This is a genomic window from Aureliella helgolandensis (genome assembly GCF_007752135.1).
In the GTDB taxonomy this organism is placed as follows: domain Bacteria; phylum Planctomycetota; class Planctomycetia; order Pirellulales; family Pirellulaceae; genus Aureliella; species Aureliella helgolandensis.
In genome coordinates this window covers 2,891,416-2,908,312 of the sequence record NZ_CP036298.1, presented here as the reverse complement: position 1 = coordinate 2,908,312, position 16,897 = coordinate 2,891,416, and the positions used below count along the sequence as shown (strand labels likewise).

General features: G+C 56.1%; 10 protein-coding genes. 6 read left to right on the top strand and 4 right to left on the bottom strand.

Annotated elements, in window-relative coordinates; all coding sequences use genetic code 11:
• Positions 1 to 970 precede the first annotated feature (970 nt).
• Positions 971 to 2,140 (bottom strand): hypothetical protein, encoded by a 1,170-nt coding sequence (locus tag Q31a_RS10420; protein WP_145075508.1) that lies wholly within the window; start codon positions 2,138 to 2,140, stop codon positions 971 to 973.
• A gap of 335 nt (positions 2,141 to 2,475) precedes the next feature.
• Between Q31a_RS10420 and Q31a_RS10415 the strand changes: the two genes are divergently transcribed.
• Both Q31a_RS10415 and Q31a_RS10410 read left to right on the top strand, forming a co-directional pair.
• Entirely contained in the window at positions 2,476 to 3,153 is a 678-nt protein-coding gene (locus Q31a_RS10415) for a phosphoribosylanthranilate isomerase (protein WP_145077279.1), read from the top strand.
• 508 nt (positions 3,154 to 3,661) lie between these two features.
• Positions 3,662 to 4,990 carry a DUF1015 domain-containing protein gene (locus Q31a_RS10410; protein ID WP_145077277.1) on the top strand — a complete coding sequence of 443 codons (1,329 nt, stop codon included), beginning with the start codon at positions 3,662 to 3,664 and terminating at the stop codon, positions 4,988 to 4,990.
• A gap of 571 nt (positions 4,991 to 5,561) precedes the next feature.
• Here the strand turns inward: Q31a_RS10410 and Q31a_RS10405 are convergent.
• Positions 5,562 to 7,076 carry a rhamnulokinase gene (locus tag Q31a_RS10405; protein WP_145077274.1) on the bottom strand — a complete coding sequence of 505 codons (1,515 nt, stop codon included), beginning with the start codon at positions 7,074 to 7,076 and terminating at the stop codon, positions 5,562 to 5,564.
• A gap of 308 nt (positions 7,077 to 7,384) precedes the next feature.
• On the opposite strand from Q31a_RS10405, the gene Q31a_RS10400 reads away from it, so the two are divergent.
• The 3 genes from Q31a_RS10400 to Q31a_RS10390 all read left to right on the top strand — a co-directional run bounded on the left by Q31a_RS10400 (position 7,385) and on the right by Q31a_RS10390 (position 10,381).
• Positions 7,385 to 8,149, top strand: coding sequence for a lysophospholipid acyltransferase family protein (locus Q31a_RS10400; RefSeq protein WP_231691141.1), 765 nt, complete (start codon positions 7,385 to 7,387; stop codon positions 8,147 to 8,149).
• A 182-nt stretch (positions 8,150 to 8,331) separates the two neighbouring features.
• Positions 8,332 to 9,621, top strand: a complete 1,290-nt coding sequence (locus tag Q31a_RS10395) for a beta-ketoacyl-[acyl-carrier-protein] synthase family protein (protein ID WP_145077272.1) — start codon at positions 8,332 to 8,334, stop codon at positions 9,619 to 9,621.
• Positions 9,622 to 9,811: 190 nt separating this feature from the next.
• A complete protein-coding gene (locus tag Q31a_RS10390) occupies positions 9,812 to 10,381 on the top strand; it encodes an NADPH-dependent FMN reductase (protein ID WP_145077270.1) in 570 nt (189 codons plus the stop codon).
• 218 nt (positions 10,382 to 10,599) lie between these two features.
• Here the strand turns inward: Q31a_RS10390 and Q31a_RS10385 are convergent, their stop codons facing one another.
• Both Q31a_RS10385 and Q31a_RS10380 read right to left on the bottom strand, forming a co-directional pair.
• Positions 10,600 to 12,057: a DUF1501 domain-containing protein gene (locus Q31a_RS10385; RefSeq protein WP_145077267.1), complete on the bottom strand. Its 1,458-nt coding sequence runs from the start codon at positions 12,055 to 12,057 to the stop codon at positions 10,600 to 10,602.
• Between the two features lie 521 nt (positions 12,058 to 12,578).
• Positions 12,579 to 15,353 carry a PSD1 and planctomycete cytochrome C domain-containing protein gene (locus Q31a_RS10380; protein ID WP_197356622.1) on the bottom strand — a complete coding sequence of 925 codons (2,775 nt, stop codon included), beginning with the start codon at positions 15,351 to 15,353 and terminating at the stop codon, positions 12,579 to 12,581.
• A 198-nt stretch (positions 15,354 to 15,551) separates the two neighbouring features.
• Here Q31a_RS10380 and Q31a_RS10375 point away from each other — a divergent pair, with 198 nt between their 5' ends.
• On the top strand, positions 15,552 to 16,814 hold the full coding sequence (locus Q31a_RS10375; RefSeq protein WP_145077262.1) for a (Fe-S)-binding protein: 1,263 nt from the start codon (positions 15,552 to 15,554) through the stop codon (positions 16,812 to 16,814).
• Positions 16,815 to 16,897: the final 83 nt, after the last annotated feature.

The following is a 16,897-nucleotide window of genomic DNA, read 5'->3' as shown; positions in this document are numbered from 1 at the left end:
ATCCACGAATGGCACAGTCGTTGGTGACCAAATTTCGCGTCTGTCTTCAAGAGATCTATCTGCAGGTCGGCGATCTCATTTGAAATTGCCGACGCAGGACGATCAATCTTGAAGCGCCCCCTACAAGGTCTCACATTGTTCGAAGCCCTCCCAGGTTGCTGCTTGCCGAAACAGTGTGACCAAGGAGGGTTTTCTCATGGCATCTTGCTCCAATTCCGCCGACCGCGGCAACTTCACTTTTGGGGAAGCCTTCAGCGGATTTCTGTCCTCGCCCGGGTTGCCGTTTGCTGAGCGTTTCTGCGAACATCGCACCGCTGACGTTTTGAAAAGCACAAAGGACTCTTTGGTCGTACCTACACTGCCGCGATTGTGCTGTGCTTTGGGCTGCCATGAGAGAGGCACTGCGAGATGGCAAGGAAGCCTCCTGTCAAAGTGCTGTCGATCGAGTCAGCAGCTCTTGCCCGGTCATGCTCTCGGAGATATCGCCCTAGATACTCGTGGCTACTGCCGTGCCAGAGCGAAACTCTCCAAAGGCGCAACGCATGAAATGACCACTCAAAACGCAAAGTAGGTCGAGCGGCTGGTCGAACCACAGCATCTTTGGAAGGGGATGCACAACTAGCTCGTCGATCGCACGACTTTCAAGATACTGGCAAGCTGAGCGGCTCCCAAAGTGCCATCCACCCCTCGACTAGATTGTTGACGTTGATCCCGATAGGTGCCATCCACTGATTGGCCAATGTGGATGGCACCTTTTGGCTGATTCGCGGGGGAAGCTGCTGCTGGCGCGAGCTCTGTGCTAGCAAAGGCGTCGCTTGTTGGACGATGAGACCCCGCATGAGAGGCGGTGTCTTGCAGAAAGAGGCCGTCGTCTTCCAGCGGCGAGCTAGGCGAGCGCACAGCGATCGCGTGCTGCACAGGAGATCGTCGGAAAATGGGGGCTAGCTGGCAGGAGGCAGCAAGAAGGGGGCTACCCAGATGCGAGAAAGCACTCGCTGGCCTTCTGCTGGCCGTGATGGCAACGCCGATTGTGCCGACGTGCGTCGGCGGACATGGTACTCGGGCGCCCCGCACAGGTACTCCGGCCAAAGTAGCGTTTGTAATCCCACACCAAGTCACGCCACATCGAGACCTCGATCCCAGTCGACGCTAAAGCCGACTGCAGTCGCTGCGGTACTTTGGAGGCGGCCTGCTTAATACGCTGGGCCGCCGTCCACTGCAGTAGCTCCAGGTACTTACTCCAGTCCATGCACAAGAAGCCGCGGTCGCTGGCTCGCAATCCGCCCGCATGAGCCTGCGGGTCGTTCGACAACGTTTGACTGGCCAGTTCTAGAGGTGCCAGCCAGCTGTCTCGCAAGACACGCTTGCCGGTGGGATTGCGACGTTTCGCCTTTTGTTCCTGCATCCGCTGCTGCACGGGTGTCTCGCGTATTTTCTTCCCCGCTTCGGCGGTGGGCACCGCCCGTAGATCGAAGGCTGCTGAATCGATCTTTGCGCCCCGCTCAGCCTGGATGCGATCGTAGGCTGAGGTGTGTTCGGCTTGTTCCGGGGACTCGGCCATCGCCGCTCGAATGGGATTCAAGTCGACATACATGGCGCAGGCCAGCAAGCCCGCTTCGTCGGCGAGCCGTTGTGCTTTGAAGCGGCCTTCCCAGAATCGTCCCGTGCATTTCTCTTGAGCGTTCGCGAGCCGCGCGACAGGCTCGGCCAGAGCTCGCATAAACCAAGAGATATCAGACAAACGCGAGCGAATCACCGCCATGCGCTCCTGGTCTCTAATTAACGCCTGCACATCGGCCTCGGTGGGCTCTGCCAAATGCTCCTCAAACCGACGCCCGGGAAAGACTTTCAGCCACCGCTGGGCAACCTCTTCCTCCGACCACAGGGCAACCACGTCGGGACGATTTCGCAAGATGATGTGGAGGTGTGAGCTGAGAATGGCATAGGTCAGTACGTCTATGCCGAACGCGGAAGCGAGGGCTTCCATCCGTCGCCGGATCCACTCGCGGCGGAAGGAGTAATCCTTACCAGAGACGGGGTCGACGCCAGTCAGGAACGCTCTTCGTACACAACGTTGTATGGCATGCACGATACAGACTTCGCCCGCTTGAAATTGTTCATTACGGTTGGGTCTACTCATCACAAGCACCTCCTAGGAGCACCGGTTCAGTCTAACATTCTGTCACCTGCCGTCAATTAAAATCTGGCTGACACCTACTTGACAATCCGCGAGAGATGGATGGCACCTATCGGGGATTGCTAGCAACAGATGGAAGATGGGTGGCACCTTTCGGGGAGGGGGGGCTGGCAATGGAATAGATGGGTGGCACTTTTTGAGTGGGGGAAGGGTGTAAGTGGAGTGAATGGTGTAAGATCTGCAGTGTTGAACCACTGCGGGGCTGTGGCTGAAGTCGGGCTTGGGAGCCTCGCCGCCACGTCCCCAATCGCCTGCTCCTACCGATTAGCTGACTTGTTATGCAACTTCCCTTTCCACGTATCAAGGTCTGCGGAGTTACTCGACTCGAGGACCTGCACTCTCTGGCATCTGCGGGAGTCGACGCGGTCGGATTTAATTTGGTCTCTTCTAGCAGTAGATATATTGCTGAGGCGCAGGCAAAAGCATTCGCGGTTCAGGCTAAAACTCTCGGCCTCTTGACGGTAGCCGTCGTCATGAATCCGGCCGCGGAGGCGTTGCGATCCTTGGCAGATGCAGTACCGTTTGATGTCCTGCAACTGCACGGGCAAGAGCCACCAACCTTGCTGTCAGAGGCGGGAATTACCACGCCGATCATCAAAGCCCTCTCCTGGAGTGGTCGGCAGCAAGAGACGCTGCTTGCAAAGAGCTGGAAGGACCATTCGCAACTGGTGGCCTTTTTGGTCGACGCATACGCTCCAGAACACGGCGGAGGAACAGGAAAAATGGCTCAGTGGGATCTACTGCAGCCTCGTCCGGACGACCTCGGAAATGTCCCCATGATCCTAGCTGGTGGCCTGAAGCCCGAAAATGTCGCCGATGCGATTCGCACCACCCACGCCGACGGGGTCGATGTCGCCAGTGGTGTCGAGAGTTTCCCTGGCATCAAGGATGCGGATCGCGTTGCCAAATTTGCACTGCATGCGAGGCAAGCTTGGCAGGCAAGCAAGACCCACTAACAAATGGGTTCCTGCCGTAATAGCTGCCCGAAAAGTTGCTCCTGCTTTCAGGGGCAGAAATGGTAAAGCGAACGAGGAATGACACTCTCCTTACTCCGAGAACACTTGCGTGGCGTCCCTCGTCCTGGCGAAACGTAGGAGCCATGGCTAGACGGTAAAGGCTAACAGACTGGAGATAAGCGATCACCACCAACACGGGCTCGGGCAATAGCATAGCAGTGCACTCCCCGAGTCTCAGCGGCCCAGTTGTCAGCGACGTTGTTATCAGCCGCGTCCGTGATTTGTCAAAACCAACGCATGCAAGCGATCCAGTAACGCGGGGTCGAAGATATCGCAGAGCCCTGCAGCGAACCGATGGCTCTCCCACTGTCGCAGAGTGGGGTGTCTGAAGGTGGATGGCAGCCGACAACACGCCTCAGCTGAACATCAGCGAGACAACAAAACAGTTCCATTATTTTTGTATTCAAATTTTGCGTACACCGGTTACCACTCAGAAAAATAAGCACCCATGCCAAAGATTCAAGCGTTTCGAGGATTGAGATACAATCTGGCACAAGTGGGAGAATTGAGCGACGTCGTCGCACCACCCTACGATGTCATCGACCCGGCATTGCAACAGCAACTTTACGATACCAGCCCCTACGGTTTTGTTCGGCTGGAATTGACGAAGGTGCAAACCAGCGACTCAGATCCGCTCAAACAGTATGAACGGGCAGCAACGCTTTTTCGACAATGGATCCGAGATGGGGTCTTGCAATACGAACCCGATCCAGCCATTTACGTCTACCATCAAGTCTTCGATCTAGCTGGAACAACGATCACTCGCCGCGGCTTCCTGTCCCGGATCAAGCTTGCGAGGTTCGGCGAAGGGAATATCTTCCCCCACGAATCCACTCATCCCAAGGCCAAAGAAGATCGCCTGCGGCTCACCCGAGCCTGCAAGGCAAATCTCAGCCCAGTGTTTGGACTGTATCCGGATGCGGAGAACGCCGCCCAAAATCTATTGGACGGCTATATTGCCGATAAGGCGGCATTGGAAGCGCACGATCACTTGGGGGTCACCCACCGTCTTTGGCCAGTTACGAACCAAGGGCTGATCGCTCAAGTTGCAAATCTAATCGAGGACAAACCGATGTTCGTAGCTGATGGTCATCATCGGTACGAGACGGCTTGTGATTACCGAGATGAAATCGTTGCCGCCAACGGTAGCTCACTGTCTGAGGAGCATCCCGCTCAATTTGTATTGTCCATGCTCATGAGCATGGACGATCCCGGACTACTGGTACTGCCTACCCATCGCCTGTTCCCTGGAGTTCCTCATCTGACTGCAAAAGATCTTGTTGCGCGACTCGGAGAGTACTTTGACTGTGCACCTGCCGGCACCGGCACACAATCCGCCCATGACGTGTGGAAACAGGTTCAGGAGTTCGACGATCAGGGCGTCTTAGGACTCTACACCCCTCTGGACCAACAGTGGACTCTGGTGACGGCCAACTCTTTGACCCACGATAAAATCAAAGAGCTAGCTGCCGACCAAAGTGATGCTTGGTGCAATCTAGGGGTGTCCTTGCTGCACCATCTGATCGTTGATCACTTACTTGAGATGAAGGACCACCCAACTCCTACCTACTTGCACAAGATTGAAGAAGTCGTGGAGGAACTTAGCGCTAGCGCAACTGCCGAGCCCAAGTACGCATTGGCGGCAGTCGTTATGCCAGCCAGCATCGAGGATATTCGACAGATCTGCTCCCACCACGAGCGCATGCCTGCGAAGAGTACTTACTTTTATCCGAAGTTGCTTGGGGGCTTAGTTGTCAATCCTCTGGACGGCAATTGAGAGACCGCGTCGGTGGCTCGGCAGCTCAAGCCACCATCTCCCACGCTTAAAGCATCTGCTAGGTCTCGAAGTCGAATCGCTTCGCTACCTCCCTTGCGCCCCTGGTCGCACAGCTCGCCAAGTACAGCCCCTTTCGTGATGCTCGTAGCGAGCGCACCGTGGGGTTCAGCGAGGCCACGTGCGACCATGGCCGGGCTGTGGTGACCAAGGGGGAAGCGGCTGATCAAATCCCAATCGGCGGCGTCTCTATCCGAGTAGATCGATGGATTGGGGGAACCTCGATAAGGTGTCGCTCGCATGTTTCACATGGAACAAAGCGAAAGCCTTCGCCCATCGCTAAGGTTTCACATGAAACACCGCGACTACTGCAGTCTTCAGCCGCCCCACCCCTGCTACCGCCCATTCACCGGTGGGCGGTGCTCATGGCGCACTTAGGTGGACGCTGCAGTCTCTCCTCTTAGGCCACCCCACTGCTCATTCGACACTCTACGGCCAGCTTGAAGGAACCAAGTGGTCTGCTGGGACGCGTTCGAGCGTTCGTTGCCTGTCGGTGGTCGTCTCGGATTGAACCCTACGGCTTGGCAGCCAGCAGGAACTGTTGCAGTTTTGCGTAACCTTCATCCCAACGACCGGCAGGCTGAGGTTCGTAGACCACGATGTCTTTGGCCAGTCGTACCAGTCGGCGAGCTTCTTGGATCGAGCTTAGTTGGCCGGAACCGATGGCTTGCATCAAAATATTGCCGATTGCAGTGGCTTCAACCGGTCCTGCAACTACCGGTCTTCCACATGCATCCGCTGCAAACTGGCAGAGCATCCTGTTCTGGACGCCACCGCCAACCATGTGGATCGTTTTCATGGAGTGCCCGACCAGCTGTTCCAGGTAACTGAGAGTCAATCGATATCGCAAAGCCAAGCTCTCCAAGGCGCATCGGACAATTGCTCCAGGGTCCTGAGGTACCGGTTGCCCGGTACGTCGGCAGAACTCGCAAACCGCCTCCGGCATATTGTCGGGTGCCAAGAACAGGGAATCGTCCGTATCAACCACTGATAACATCGCTGGTGATTGCGAGGCGAGATTGAGGAGATGCTCCCAACTCCAATCATGCCCCTCTCGTTTCCACTGTTCACGGCATTGCTGAACAATCCACAGTCCGGCGATGTTCTTTAGCAGGCGAACACTGCCATTTACTCCACCTTCGTTTGTAAAATTGAGGAGCTGGCAGGCTTCGCTCAACACGGGCCGAGCCAATTCTACTCCCATCAGCGACCAGGTTCCGCAGCTGATATAGCACCAGTCGGGGTTCTCACTGGCAAAGGAGTCGGCAGGCACCGCCAAAACGGCCGAACCGGTATCATGCGTTGCCGGAACAATCACTTCAACAGATCGATCGAGTCGGGTTCGCATCTGCAGAGCACGTGTGATGTTCCCCAAGCAGTGGCCAGGCTGCACGGGCTCGCTAAAAAGATGAGTGGGTATCTCAAATGCGTCGAGTATTGGACGACTCCAATTGCCGCTTTGGACATCCAGCAGTTGTGTGGTGGAGGCGTTGGTAAACTCGTTGACCTGCTCGCCGCTGAGTTGCCAGTGGAGGAAGTCGGGCACCATCAAGAATCGCTCGGCAATATCGAGTTGCGGAGACTCCTCCAATCGCATCGCCAGAAGCTGATAGGCCGTATTGATCTCCATGAATTGCAGGCCAGTTGCGCGAAAGATCTCGGACCGGCTCAAACGCTGAAAGGCCTTTTCCATGACTCCTGCAGTCCGCCCGTCACGGTAGTGCATACATGGCCCGAGCATGTCATTCTGTCGATCCAACAGCACATAATCGACTCCCCAGGTGTCAGCCCCCACACTACGAACACGCTTTCCATAGATTCCGGCAGCTCGGGAGAGCCCTTCGGTAATTTGCTCCCACTGGCCCAGCAGGTTCCAAACCAATCGCTTGCCCAGGTCGAGCCCACCGTTGGAGAAACGATGAATTTCCTCTAATTGCACACCAGTTTCCGTGACTTTTCCAGCCAGTACTCGACCGCTGGAGGCACCAAGGTCTACCGCCAAGTGAACTGGAGACGTTTCAGTGGGCATGGGCTCGCTCGTTTCGGACTCTACGTAATATCAGGCACAAACCATCTCAGGCACAAACCATCTCAGGCACAAACCTTCGATGGGGCGTATTCGTTAAGGTGCTCATAATAGATTCTAAGGCTCCGGCAGGCCAGTATGTACATCTTGGTAGTGAGCTCGCGAAATTCCTGAAGGGAGCGCACCGCGGCCATATTGCACCTCACCACCGCAACTTTGCCAGCTGCACAAGCATGGAAATAGAAAATCGGCGATTCTTGTGTAAGTTGCCGAAAAGCGGCGCATGGCCTATTCTGTTAGGGAATCCACCAGTGGGATCTCCGACAATCGGTGTCGGTTCCGAACGCGAGTGGGATGTAAATTGGAAAAGTTTACCAGTGGCAGCAGCAATCGATCCGCGAAGTGGCTCTCAGGCCTCAGAGACGCAAAGCGTCAATGGACACCCGAGGCCAACTCCGCAAAATTGGATGTGCAAGATCACCGGTCAAACCATCATCCTGTTGGCGAGGTTCTTTAGCGGCTACACGGTGCGTTGGGTGGATTGTCAGCCCGATACATGTCAGCGGGTATATTTTGCCAACCACACGAGCCATTTGGATGCCGTAGTCCTGTGGTCGGCGCTGCCCGCTGAGATCCGGACGTTGACACGGCCGGTAGCGGCCAAAGACTACTGGGGTAAGAGCCGTTGGCGCCGCTTCTTGGCTAAATCCTTCAATGCCCTCCTGATCGATCGCAAAGAAATCAAGGTCCACCAAAGCCCGGTGGACTTGATGGTGCGAGAGATCGGCGACCTTTATTCCCTGATCGTCTTCCCCGAAGGTGGGCGGGGCGACGACGGTACCATGGGCGAATTCAAGAGTGGAATTTACTACCTAGCCAAAAAGCGTCCCGACTTGGAATTGGTTCCGGTCTACATGGAAAATCTCAACCGGATCCTTCCTCGCGGGGAATACATGCCGGTCCCACTTCTGAGCAGCATCACCATCGGACATCCGATCTGGTTGGAAGCTGGCGAGCCCAAGTCCGATTTTCTCAATCGCGCTCGCGAAGCGATTCGCTCACTCAAAGATGCCTAATGGCGCTCTATTGACTGATGGCATACGCATACTACCGAAGTAATTCCCTGCCGGGTATGATCTGGGCTTATTGGGAATGAACGGTGGATTTGCGACCTTCATGGATTGCTAGTCGCCGGTGAACCGGGGCCGACCTGGAGTCCTTGCAGAGCGTAAGCACTCGATTGCGGAGTAATAGGAATATGCGTCGACGGGTTGTTGTGACTGGATTGGGTATGATCAATCCGTTAGGCACAGATGTAAGTACCGTATGGAATGCCTTGACGAATGGGCGAAGCGGGGTTGGTTACATCTCAATTTTCGATGCTTCCAACTATCCCACGCGCATCGCTGCTGAAGTGCGGGGCTGGGATGTCTCTCACTGTGGTGAAGAGTTGAAAGTCTGGGAAAAACGCGGTCGGCATGCCAAATTTGCGGCGGGTGCGGCCCGCCAGGCAGTTGACGATTCTGGGATCCTGGAGAGTCTCACCGATCGTAGCCGAATGGGCGTCTACTTTGGGGCTGGGGAAGGAAACCAAGACTTCCAGAACTTCACCTCGATGCTGGACGTTGCTACGCGAGGCGAAAGCGGATTCGATACCGATGCATTTATGCGACGCGGTTTGGAGATCCTTGACCCCGAACTGGAATTGGAACAGGAACCGAGCATGCCCTCGGCACACGTGGCCAATATGCTCGATATCCAAGGTCCCAACCTCAATTGCCTGACCGCCTGCGCTGCAAGTAGCCAAGCAGTCGGGGAAGCCACGGAACTCATCCGAACCGGCACCGTTGACGCAATGCTAGCAGGCGGTGCGCACAGCATGATACATCCATTCGGATTGACTGGTTTTAGCTTGCTCACCGCGCTCTCACGCAACAATGAAGACCCCACCGGTGCCTCTCGCCCATTTGATCGTTTGCGAGACGGATTTGTGCTGGGCGAAGGTTCTTCTGTGGTAATCCTCGAAGAGCTTGAGCATGCCAAGAAGCGCGGTGCTAAAATCTACGGAGAAGTCCTGGGCTACGGCTGTACCGCCGATGCCTATCGCATTACCGACATACATCCCGAAGGGCGTGGCGCCATTGGCTGCATGTCCGCGGCCCTCAAAGATGCTCAACTTTCCCCCGATGCCGTAGGGTACGTCAATGCCCATGGCACCAGTACTACCGTTAATGACAAGGTAGAGACCGTCGCTTGCAAAGCCATATTCGGCGAACGTGCAATGCAGGTCCCAGTGTCCAGTACTAAGAGCATGATGGGACATTTAATTGCGGCCGCAGGCGTCACCGAGATGATCGTTTGTTTGCTAGCAATACGAGATAAGGTTGTTCCCCCCACCATCAATCTCGAGAACCCTGATCCCCTCTGCGATTTGGACTATGTTCCAGGTCAAGCTAGGGAAACGGATGTACGAGTTGCCCTCAACAACTCCTTTGGATTTGGTGGTCAGAATGTGACGCTTGCAGTGGGACAATTCGACGGCAAATAGTCGGCGTCAAAGTTGTACCGATACGATGCTCCCGCTTCGCCGCGGACGACCTAGCCCAGTGCCTAGTGCCAGCCGGTTCGCAGGAGTGCTGTAATCGACCTGTTGCGCCACTATTGCGCGACAGAGCGTGGGCGCAGGTTTGAAGCGCGACGCACCAATCTCCCCTCTTCATCAAACCGTTGGATTTGCCATGAGCGTCAAGATACTCGCATTCGCCGGTTCCGCCCGCAAAGGCTCCTATACAAAGCAACTGGCTAAAGTGGCGGCTGATGCAGCCCAAGAGGCTGGTGCTGTGGTGACGTTGATCGACTTTGCCGATTACCCGTTGCCCCTGTTTGACGAAGATCTTGAGAGGGCTGGCACTCCCGAGAATGCGACAAAGCTGAAGACGTTATTCTTGGACCACGACGCGTTGCTAATCGTCACTCCCGAGTACAACAGCTCCCTGCCACCGCTACTGAAAAATGTGATCGACTGGGTCTCACGACAAGCAGCGGGGGAATCGCCCCTGGCAGCCTACCAGGGCAAGACCGCTACCATCTTCGCCGCGTCGCCTGGAGCACTCGGCGGCCTACGCGTGCTGGTGCACTTGCGCTCAATCCTGTCCAACATCGGGGTCACTGTGCTTCCAGGGCAATTTGCCTTGGCCGCAGCGCATGAGGAATTGGATGATGGAAAACTGAAGAATCCCAAAAACCAGCAGCGCGTCGCGGCTTTGGCTGCCGAGTTGGTGCGGGTGAGCGGCCAGCTCAAAGAATAGTGCCCTCTCGAACGACCGCCTAAAAGAACGAACAACTCTCGCTCGCTTCTTCCTCAAGTTCTGCAAAGGGCTCTTAGGGTATGCACCGGGAGCCTGAAGTTCTGCACCGGGCCGACGAGCACCCCTGATCAGGAATCGCACTAAGTAACTGGCGGGGAAAGGCGTTCAGCCTGCCAAGCCAAACGGCACTTCGGCTAAGCTACCTACCCATCAGCTACTTACCTATTCAAGACTTCCCCATTAAAGACCTTTAAGCACACATGGCCTTCGTTCTGGGTCGCACGTTCCGGCCGCCCCTGGTGTTCGTAGACAAGCTTCCAATGATCGAGGCCCATGGCGTGGAGAATGGTCGCATGGATGTCGTGAATATGCAAACGATCCTCGATAGCATGCAGGCCTATCTCATCAGTAGTGCCGATTGCTTGCCCACCTCGGACACCGCCTCCCGCCATCCACATTGAAAAACCGTTGCAATTGTGATCTCGCCCATTCCCTTGTTCGCTCATGGGAGTTCTCCCAAACTCACCTCCCCAAACAACGAGCGTGCTGTCCAACAGACCACGGCGTTTGAGGTCTTTGAGTAAGCCTGCAACCGGCTGATCGCTGGCCGCACACAAAGCCGAATGCTTTTGCTCGATGCTAGCATGCGAATCCCATCGACTGCCCGCCCCGTGATAGAGTTGCACAAAACGAACTCCACGTTCCACTAGGCGGCGAGCCAACAAACAGTTGCGTCCGAACGTCTCGGTAGTTTTGTGCTGGATCCCATAGAGCTCAAGCGTATCCTCGGTCTCATCGGAAAGATCGACTGCTTCGGGGGCCTCCGCTTGCATTCGGTGGGCCAGTTCATAGGACCGTATCCGGGCTTCCAACTCACTGTCGTAGGGATGCGCGTCAGCATATTCGCGGTTCAGCTGCCCCAGCAAACCAAGCTTGGCCAACTGCTGAGCGGACGTTACCGAAGCTGCCGGGGTTAAATAGCGGATTGGCTCTCCACTGCCCGTCATGGTAGTTCCTTGAAGGCTCGCAGGCATGAATCCAGTGCCCCAATTTCGTGCACCGTTGACCACTTTCCCCACGTTGTCTTCGATCACGACAAAGCCTGGGAGACTTTCGTTCTCAGTACCTAGTCCGTAGGAAGCCCAGGCTCCCAGCGAAGGACGTCCGGCAAAGATCGACCCGGTATTCATCTGACACACCCCATTAGAGTGATTCAGGCCATTTCCCCAACAAGATCGAATTACGGCGATGTCGTCGGCACACTCTGCGATATGCGGCAGCCAGTCGGAGAACCAGAGGCCACTGTCCCCGTGCTGCTTCCACTTTCGGGGCGACCCCATCAACGGCGCACCGTACTCACCCATGGGAGTAATCACCGTACCAAAACTCTCCGGGAGTGGCTGTCCATCGAGTTGGTTAAGAACTGGTTTGGGGTCGAGCAAATCGAGATGACTTGGGCCACCCTCCAGAAATACGAAAATCACGCTCTTAGCAGTGGCAGGATGATGTGGGCGCGGATTTCCGTCATTGCTTCCACTTGGCACATTAGCTAGCAGATCCCGTTGCAGGAGCGTCTGCAAGGCCAGGGCGCCAAAACCGGAACCCGCGAGCTTAAGCATCTCGCGGCGGGAGGCGTACCCGGTACCGCGTGGTCGAAGGGAGTTAAGTTGTTTCATGATTCACTCACGTATCCACTGGCGAGAGGCCTTGATGACTTAGCAGCGATGTATTGAGTTTTCCCCGGGAGGATGCCCCTACAATTCCCCGGTTGTGGCAACCACTTTCTCCTGCTCCCGGTCGGTTGCTTGAGAAGTGTTTTCCAATGCCAATTCCAATGCTGTATCCGTCCCTGCATTCGAATTGCAGCAACTGATGCCAGACTTGCTCTCCGGTTTGTTGAGGGTTTGTCGAAATAGTCCCCAGTTGCGTGAGCTAGGAAAGGTGGTTTCCACTGCAAGGCAATTAGGGACGCAACCTCCGCGTCGAAATTCAACTTGCTATTCAATTGACAATCCATCTCGCGGCGTACTCCTATTCAAACAGCCCTCTCATGGCGAGTTACCAGCATCAGTTTTCATGTTGGAGGTTCACTCACTTCCACGCAGCATCAGGACACCCCACCCCATTTCGGAACGGGCCCCTCGAGACACTCGAGAGGCCACGCCGATCCACACCTTATTCTACGTACAAAATTCTACTAATCTACGTACAGGAACTCGCTGGAATTAAACAACACATGACAAAGATCGCGCAAAGCGACTTGATAGCTGGGCGTCTGGAACCACATTGGGGGATCGAGAACGGTCTCGGCAACTGCCAAGCCTGCGTTTTCGGAGTTAGTAGCGGCGCTGGCGGCGGCATCTTCTAGAGCGGCTTCCCCCTGCCCAACCTGCGGCTGGCCATTCCCGGATGTCTCATTGGTCGTGTCTAGCTGGGACAATGCAGCTAAGTCGTCCGTCACTGTTCTCATGAACCGAATGGCTTGTTCCAATTCCGGCAAACTAGGAGAACGCTGGAAAGACCGTTCATAGGCGGCGACAACATGGTCACGCGGGTGCGAGGCCTGTTCGAGCAGCGAAGTGGCCATGTGATCGGCGACCTTCAGCGGCCACTCAGCGTTGGTAAGCAGCAATGATTGATTGGGGGTGGTCGTGACTTGCCGCTTGCCCACGCTGCTAGAACCATCCGGTGCATCGAAGGTGGTCAACAGCGGATGCGGTCGATTGCGTTTGATCTGCGTGAATATCGACCTTGCAAAACTATCGTGCGCAGCGCTGGGGCCGGCGGCACGATTCTCGAGTGCATCGGCGGCGACCAACATGGCGTCTCGAATCTGCTCAGCATCCAACCGATGCCCCGTGTAACGCCAAAGCAGTTTGTTATCAGGATCGATGGCGTTGGCTGCCACCATCTCCGCCTCCGGACGTTGAGAGGCCTGCATATATACAGAGGAAGTTACGATCAACCGATGGAGCTGCTTCAAGCTTCGACCATGTTCCAAGAACCATCCTACCATCCAGTCCAAGAGTTCCGGATGAGTCGGGGGTTGCCCCAAACGCCCGAAATCGCTCGCGTTGGGCACTAAGCCAGAACCAAAGTGGTACTGCCAAACGCGATTGACGATCACGCGATGCGGGAGGGGATTATCCGGGGAGTTGATCCAATCTGCCAAGGCAGTGCGGCGCCCGCTGGTAGCCGGAAACTTCATCGCTTCGGCTGGAGAGCGATCCGCCGCGTCGTCGATTTCAGCCAACCACTTTAGCTCTTGGTCTCCGAGAAGGGGCTTCCCTCCCTGGACCTCCAAGCTCGCTGGCAGAATTGGCTCGGGCGTTGAACTGCGTGGGATCAACATCGGTGGAGGAACCGTGGCGACCTCTCCGGCGGTCAACAAGCGAGGTGGTGCCTGCGGTTTGAGACCTTCGAACTCCGCCAATTCCGCTTGCAGCGAAACCCAACGCTCGCGCTGTTCATCCTTGAGTTTCTTGGCGGGATCGAGACGATCCCATTCCACTTGGATCTGCCGTTGAGCGAAATCTGCTAACTGACGCTCGTAGCCATCCTGCTCTTCGAATGATTTGTGGAGTGCGGGTTGAACGTCGGGTGGAAATCGATTGAGTGCGAGCGAGGCAGCTTGGGCCCTCAGCGGCTCCTCCAGCTCGTGGAGCTGCTCGCGGATCGTTTCGGTCTGCGCCTCCCATTCAGCCAAGGCTTGATGGTAGGTCGACAACGCTTCAGGCGTCGCATACAGCCGATCATCCCTCGGCAGGAAGGCTGCAAACGAAGCGCGCAGGCGATAGTAGTCTTTCTGGAGAATTGGATCGAACTTGTGATCATGGCAGCGGGCGCATCCCATTCCCAGCCCCAAGAAAACTTCACCGGTCACATCGGTAATGTCATTGAGGACATTGTCCCATTGGGTTTGAACGTCGCGTTGGTTGTATTCGTAAATCCAATTCCGTAGGTACCCAGTAGCGGCCAACATTTGCGGATCGTTAGGCGACAATTCATCGCCAGCCAGCTGCGCTGCAACGAATTGATCGTAGGGCATGTCGTCATTCAACGCGTTGACAACCCAATCGCGATAGATGTACGCCGTGGGCCGATCTGAATCCAAATTGTAGCCGTCAGACTCTGCGTAGCGTACGAGGTCCAGCCAGTGGCGGCCCCACCTCTGCCCATAACGAGGGTCTTCTAGAAGTTCGTCCACCAGTTTCGCATAGGCATCGGGCTCACGATTGTCCAAAAACCGCCTTGCCTCGCTAGGTGTTGGTGGAACCCCCACGAGGTCAAAGTACACTCGCCGCAGTAATACTTCAGGAGAGGCCGGTTCGGCAAATCCCAGGCCGGCTTGCTCGAGCTCGTGGAGCGCGAAGGCATCCACATCGGAGAGAATTCGATCGACTCGCGTCTCTGAGGTTGGCAGTGGTACTGCGGGCTGGGCCAGTGGTTGAAAAGCCCAATATTCGCGATCTGCCTCGGTAATACCACGGTCCTCTCGCAACGCCAACCCGCCAGCACCTTCTTCAAGTGGCCAAGGTGCTCCGCTGGTGATCCACTGCTCGAGCACCTCAATTTTTCGGGCCGAGAGTTGCCCGGACGGCGGCATCTCATAGTCTTCGTAGCGGACGGCGGCGAGTATCGCGGAATTGGCCAAATCGTCGGGAGCAACCGCCGCACCACTGTCGCCCCCCAGCATCATCGCCTCTCGGGAATCAAGGCGAAGACTTCCTTCCTGGCGTCTATCCCCATGGCATTTAATGCAATGCTCGACCAAGATGGGACGGACCTCGGTTTCAAAGAACTGCACCTCCGCCACTGTGGCTTTAGAGGCTGCACCTTCAGCGCTAGCAGAAGCAGACGGTGCAACGCCAGAAACCTCTTGAGCGGACAGCGTGGAGGCTAACGCCAGCACTGCACACAATCGTGGCATGAACAAGATGAGAACTGCGCGGGCAAAATGCTGTCCGAGCATGAAGCGCTCCATCTGATTGGGGAGGGAATGGATAGGCGGGGAGGGGGCGGGAACCTAGGGCGTTGTGGCCTCGCTAGGCTATCGTTTATGCTAGCTGGCATACCTCTGACAGTCAAATGGCTGCGCTCTTCCCGCCCCCCCTAGAGTGCTTACTGTCCGATCAACCGAACGACCAATTTGGATGGAAAGCGACCTAAGATGTTGCACGGAATAGATACTTCAAAGCTTGGGCCTCAAGGCGAAGCGATGGGCAAAGCGATCAGCACGTGCGTGCACTGCGGTTTCTGCTTACCTGCCTGCCCGACCTACCAGCAACTTGAGAGCGAGGCAGATTCACCTCGAGGTCGAATCCTATTGATGAAAGGGGTCCTCGAAGGAAGTTTGACAGTGGAGGAGGCGGAACCCCATATCGATCGCTGCCTGGGGTGCCTCGCCTGTGTGACGCACTGTCCCTCCGGTGTACCGTATGGGGATCTGATCAGCTCCTACCGCGCCCACGTCAAGCAGCAAGGCAAACGAAAGTGGAATTTGCGAAACACACTGGTGCAATGGACACTGCCCTACAAGAACCGCTTTCGCTTGGCAGTGCGCTTCGGCAATCTGACGCGTCCGCTCACCCCGCTAGTTCCGAAGTCCCTACGCCCGATGTTGGAGATGGTGCCCGCCAGTCTGCCCAAGAAGCAAGACCTGCCTCAACGGACTGCGGCCGAGGGAACGCAACGTGGCCGAGTCGCCCTGTTGGCTGGCTGTGCCCAACAGGTCCTGGCGCCGGACATCAACGCGGCCGCCGTTCGTGTTTTGGCGCGCAACGGAATCGAAGTGATCATCCCCGCCGGCCAAGGCTGCTGCGGTGCGTTGTCGTGGCACACCGGGGAGGGAGAACTCGCGAAGCGATTTGCACGGGAGCTGATTCGCTCCATTCCGACCGATGTCGACCGCTTAGTCATCACCGCGGCGGGTTGCGGTTCCGCCATTCACGAATACCCGCTGTTGCTAAAGGGAACTGACATGGAGGACAAGGCCATTTCCTTGGCCGCCAAATCGGTCGACATTTCCGTTTACTTGGCCGAGTTGGAGCTACTCCCGATTCCACCACTAAAGCGGCCTATGCGGGTCGCCTACCACGATGCCTGCCATTTAGCTCATGCGCAAGGGGTTCGTCGCCAACCGCGGGAGATACTGCGACTGGTGCCAGGTCTGGAAATTGCCGAGTTAGCCGACCCCGACACCTGCTGTGGTTCTGCAGGCACGTACAACATTGAGCAGCCGGAAATCGCTAGTCAATTGGGGGAGCGCAAGGTTCAAAGCATTTTGGCAACGGGTGCTTCGGCCGTGGTCACTGGAAACATTGGATGTTTAGTGCAGATTGAAAAACACCTGCCAGTTCAACTAGAAAAGGTTCCGGTTTTGCACACTGTGCAGATTCTAGATCGTGCCTATCGTGAGATTTTAAATCCCTAGGGTTTACCCAAGCTTCCAGGTCAACTGATGCCATGGTAGGCGCCGATAGCTTGGTTTGTCGAGACTCGCTCTCGTTAAACCTA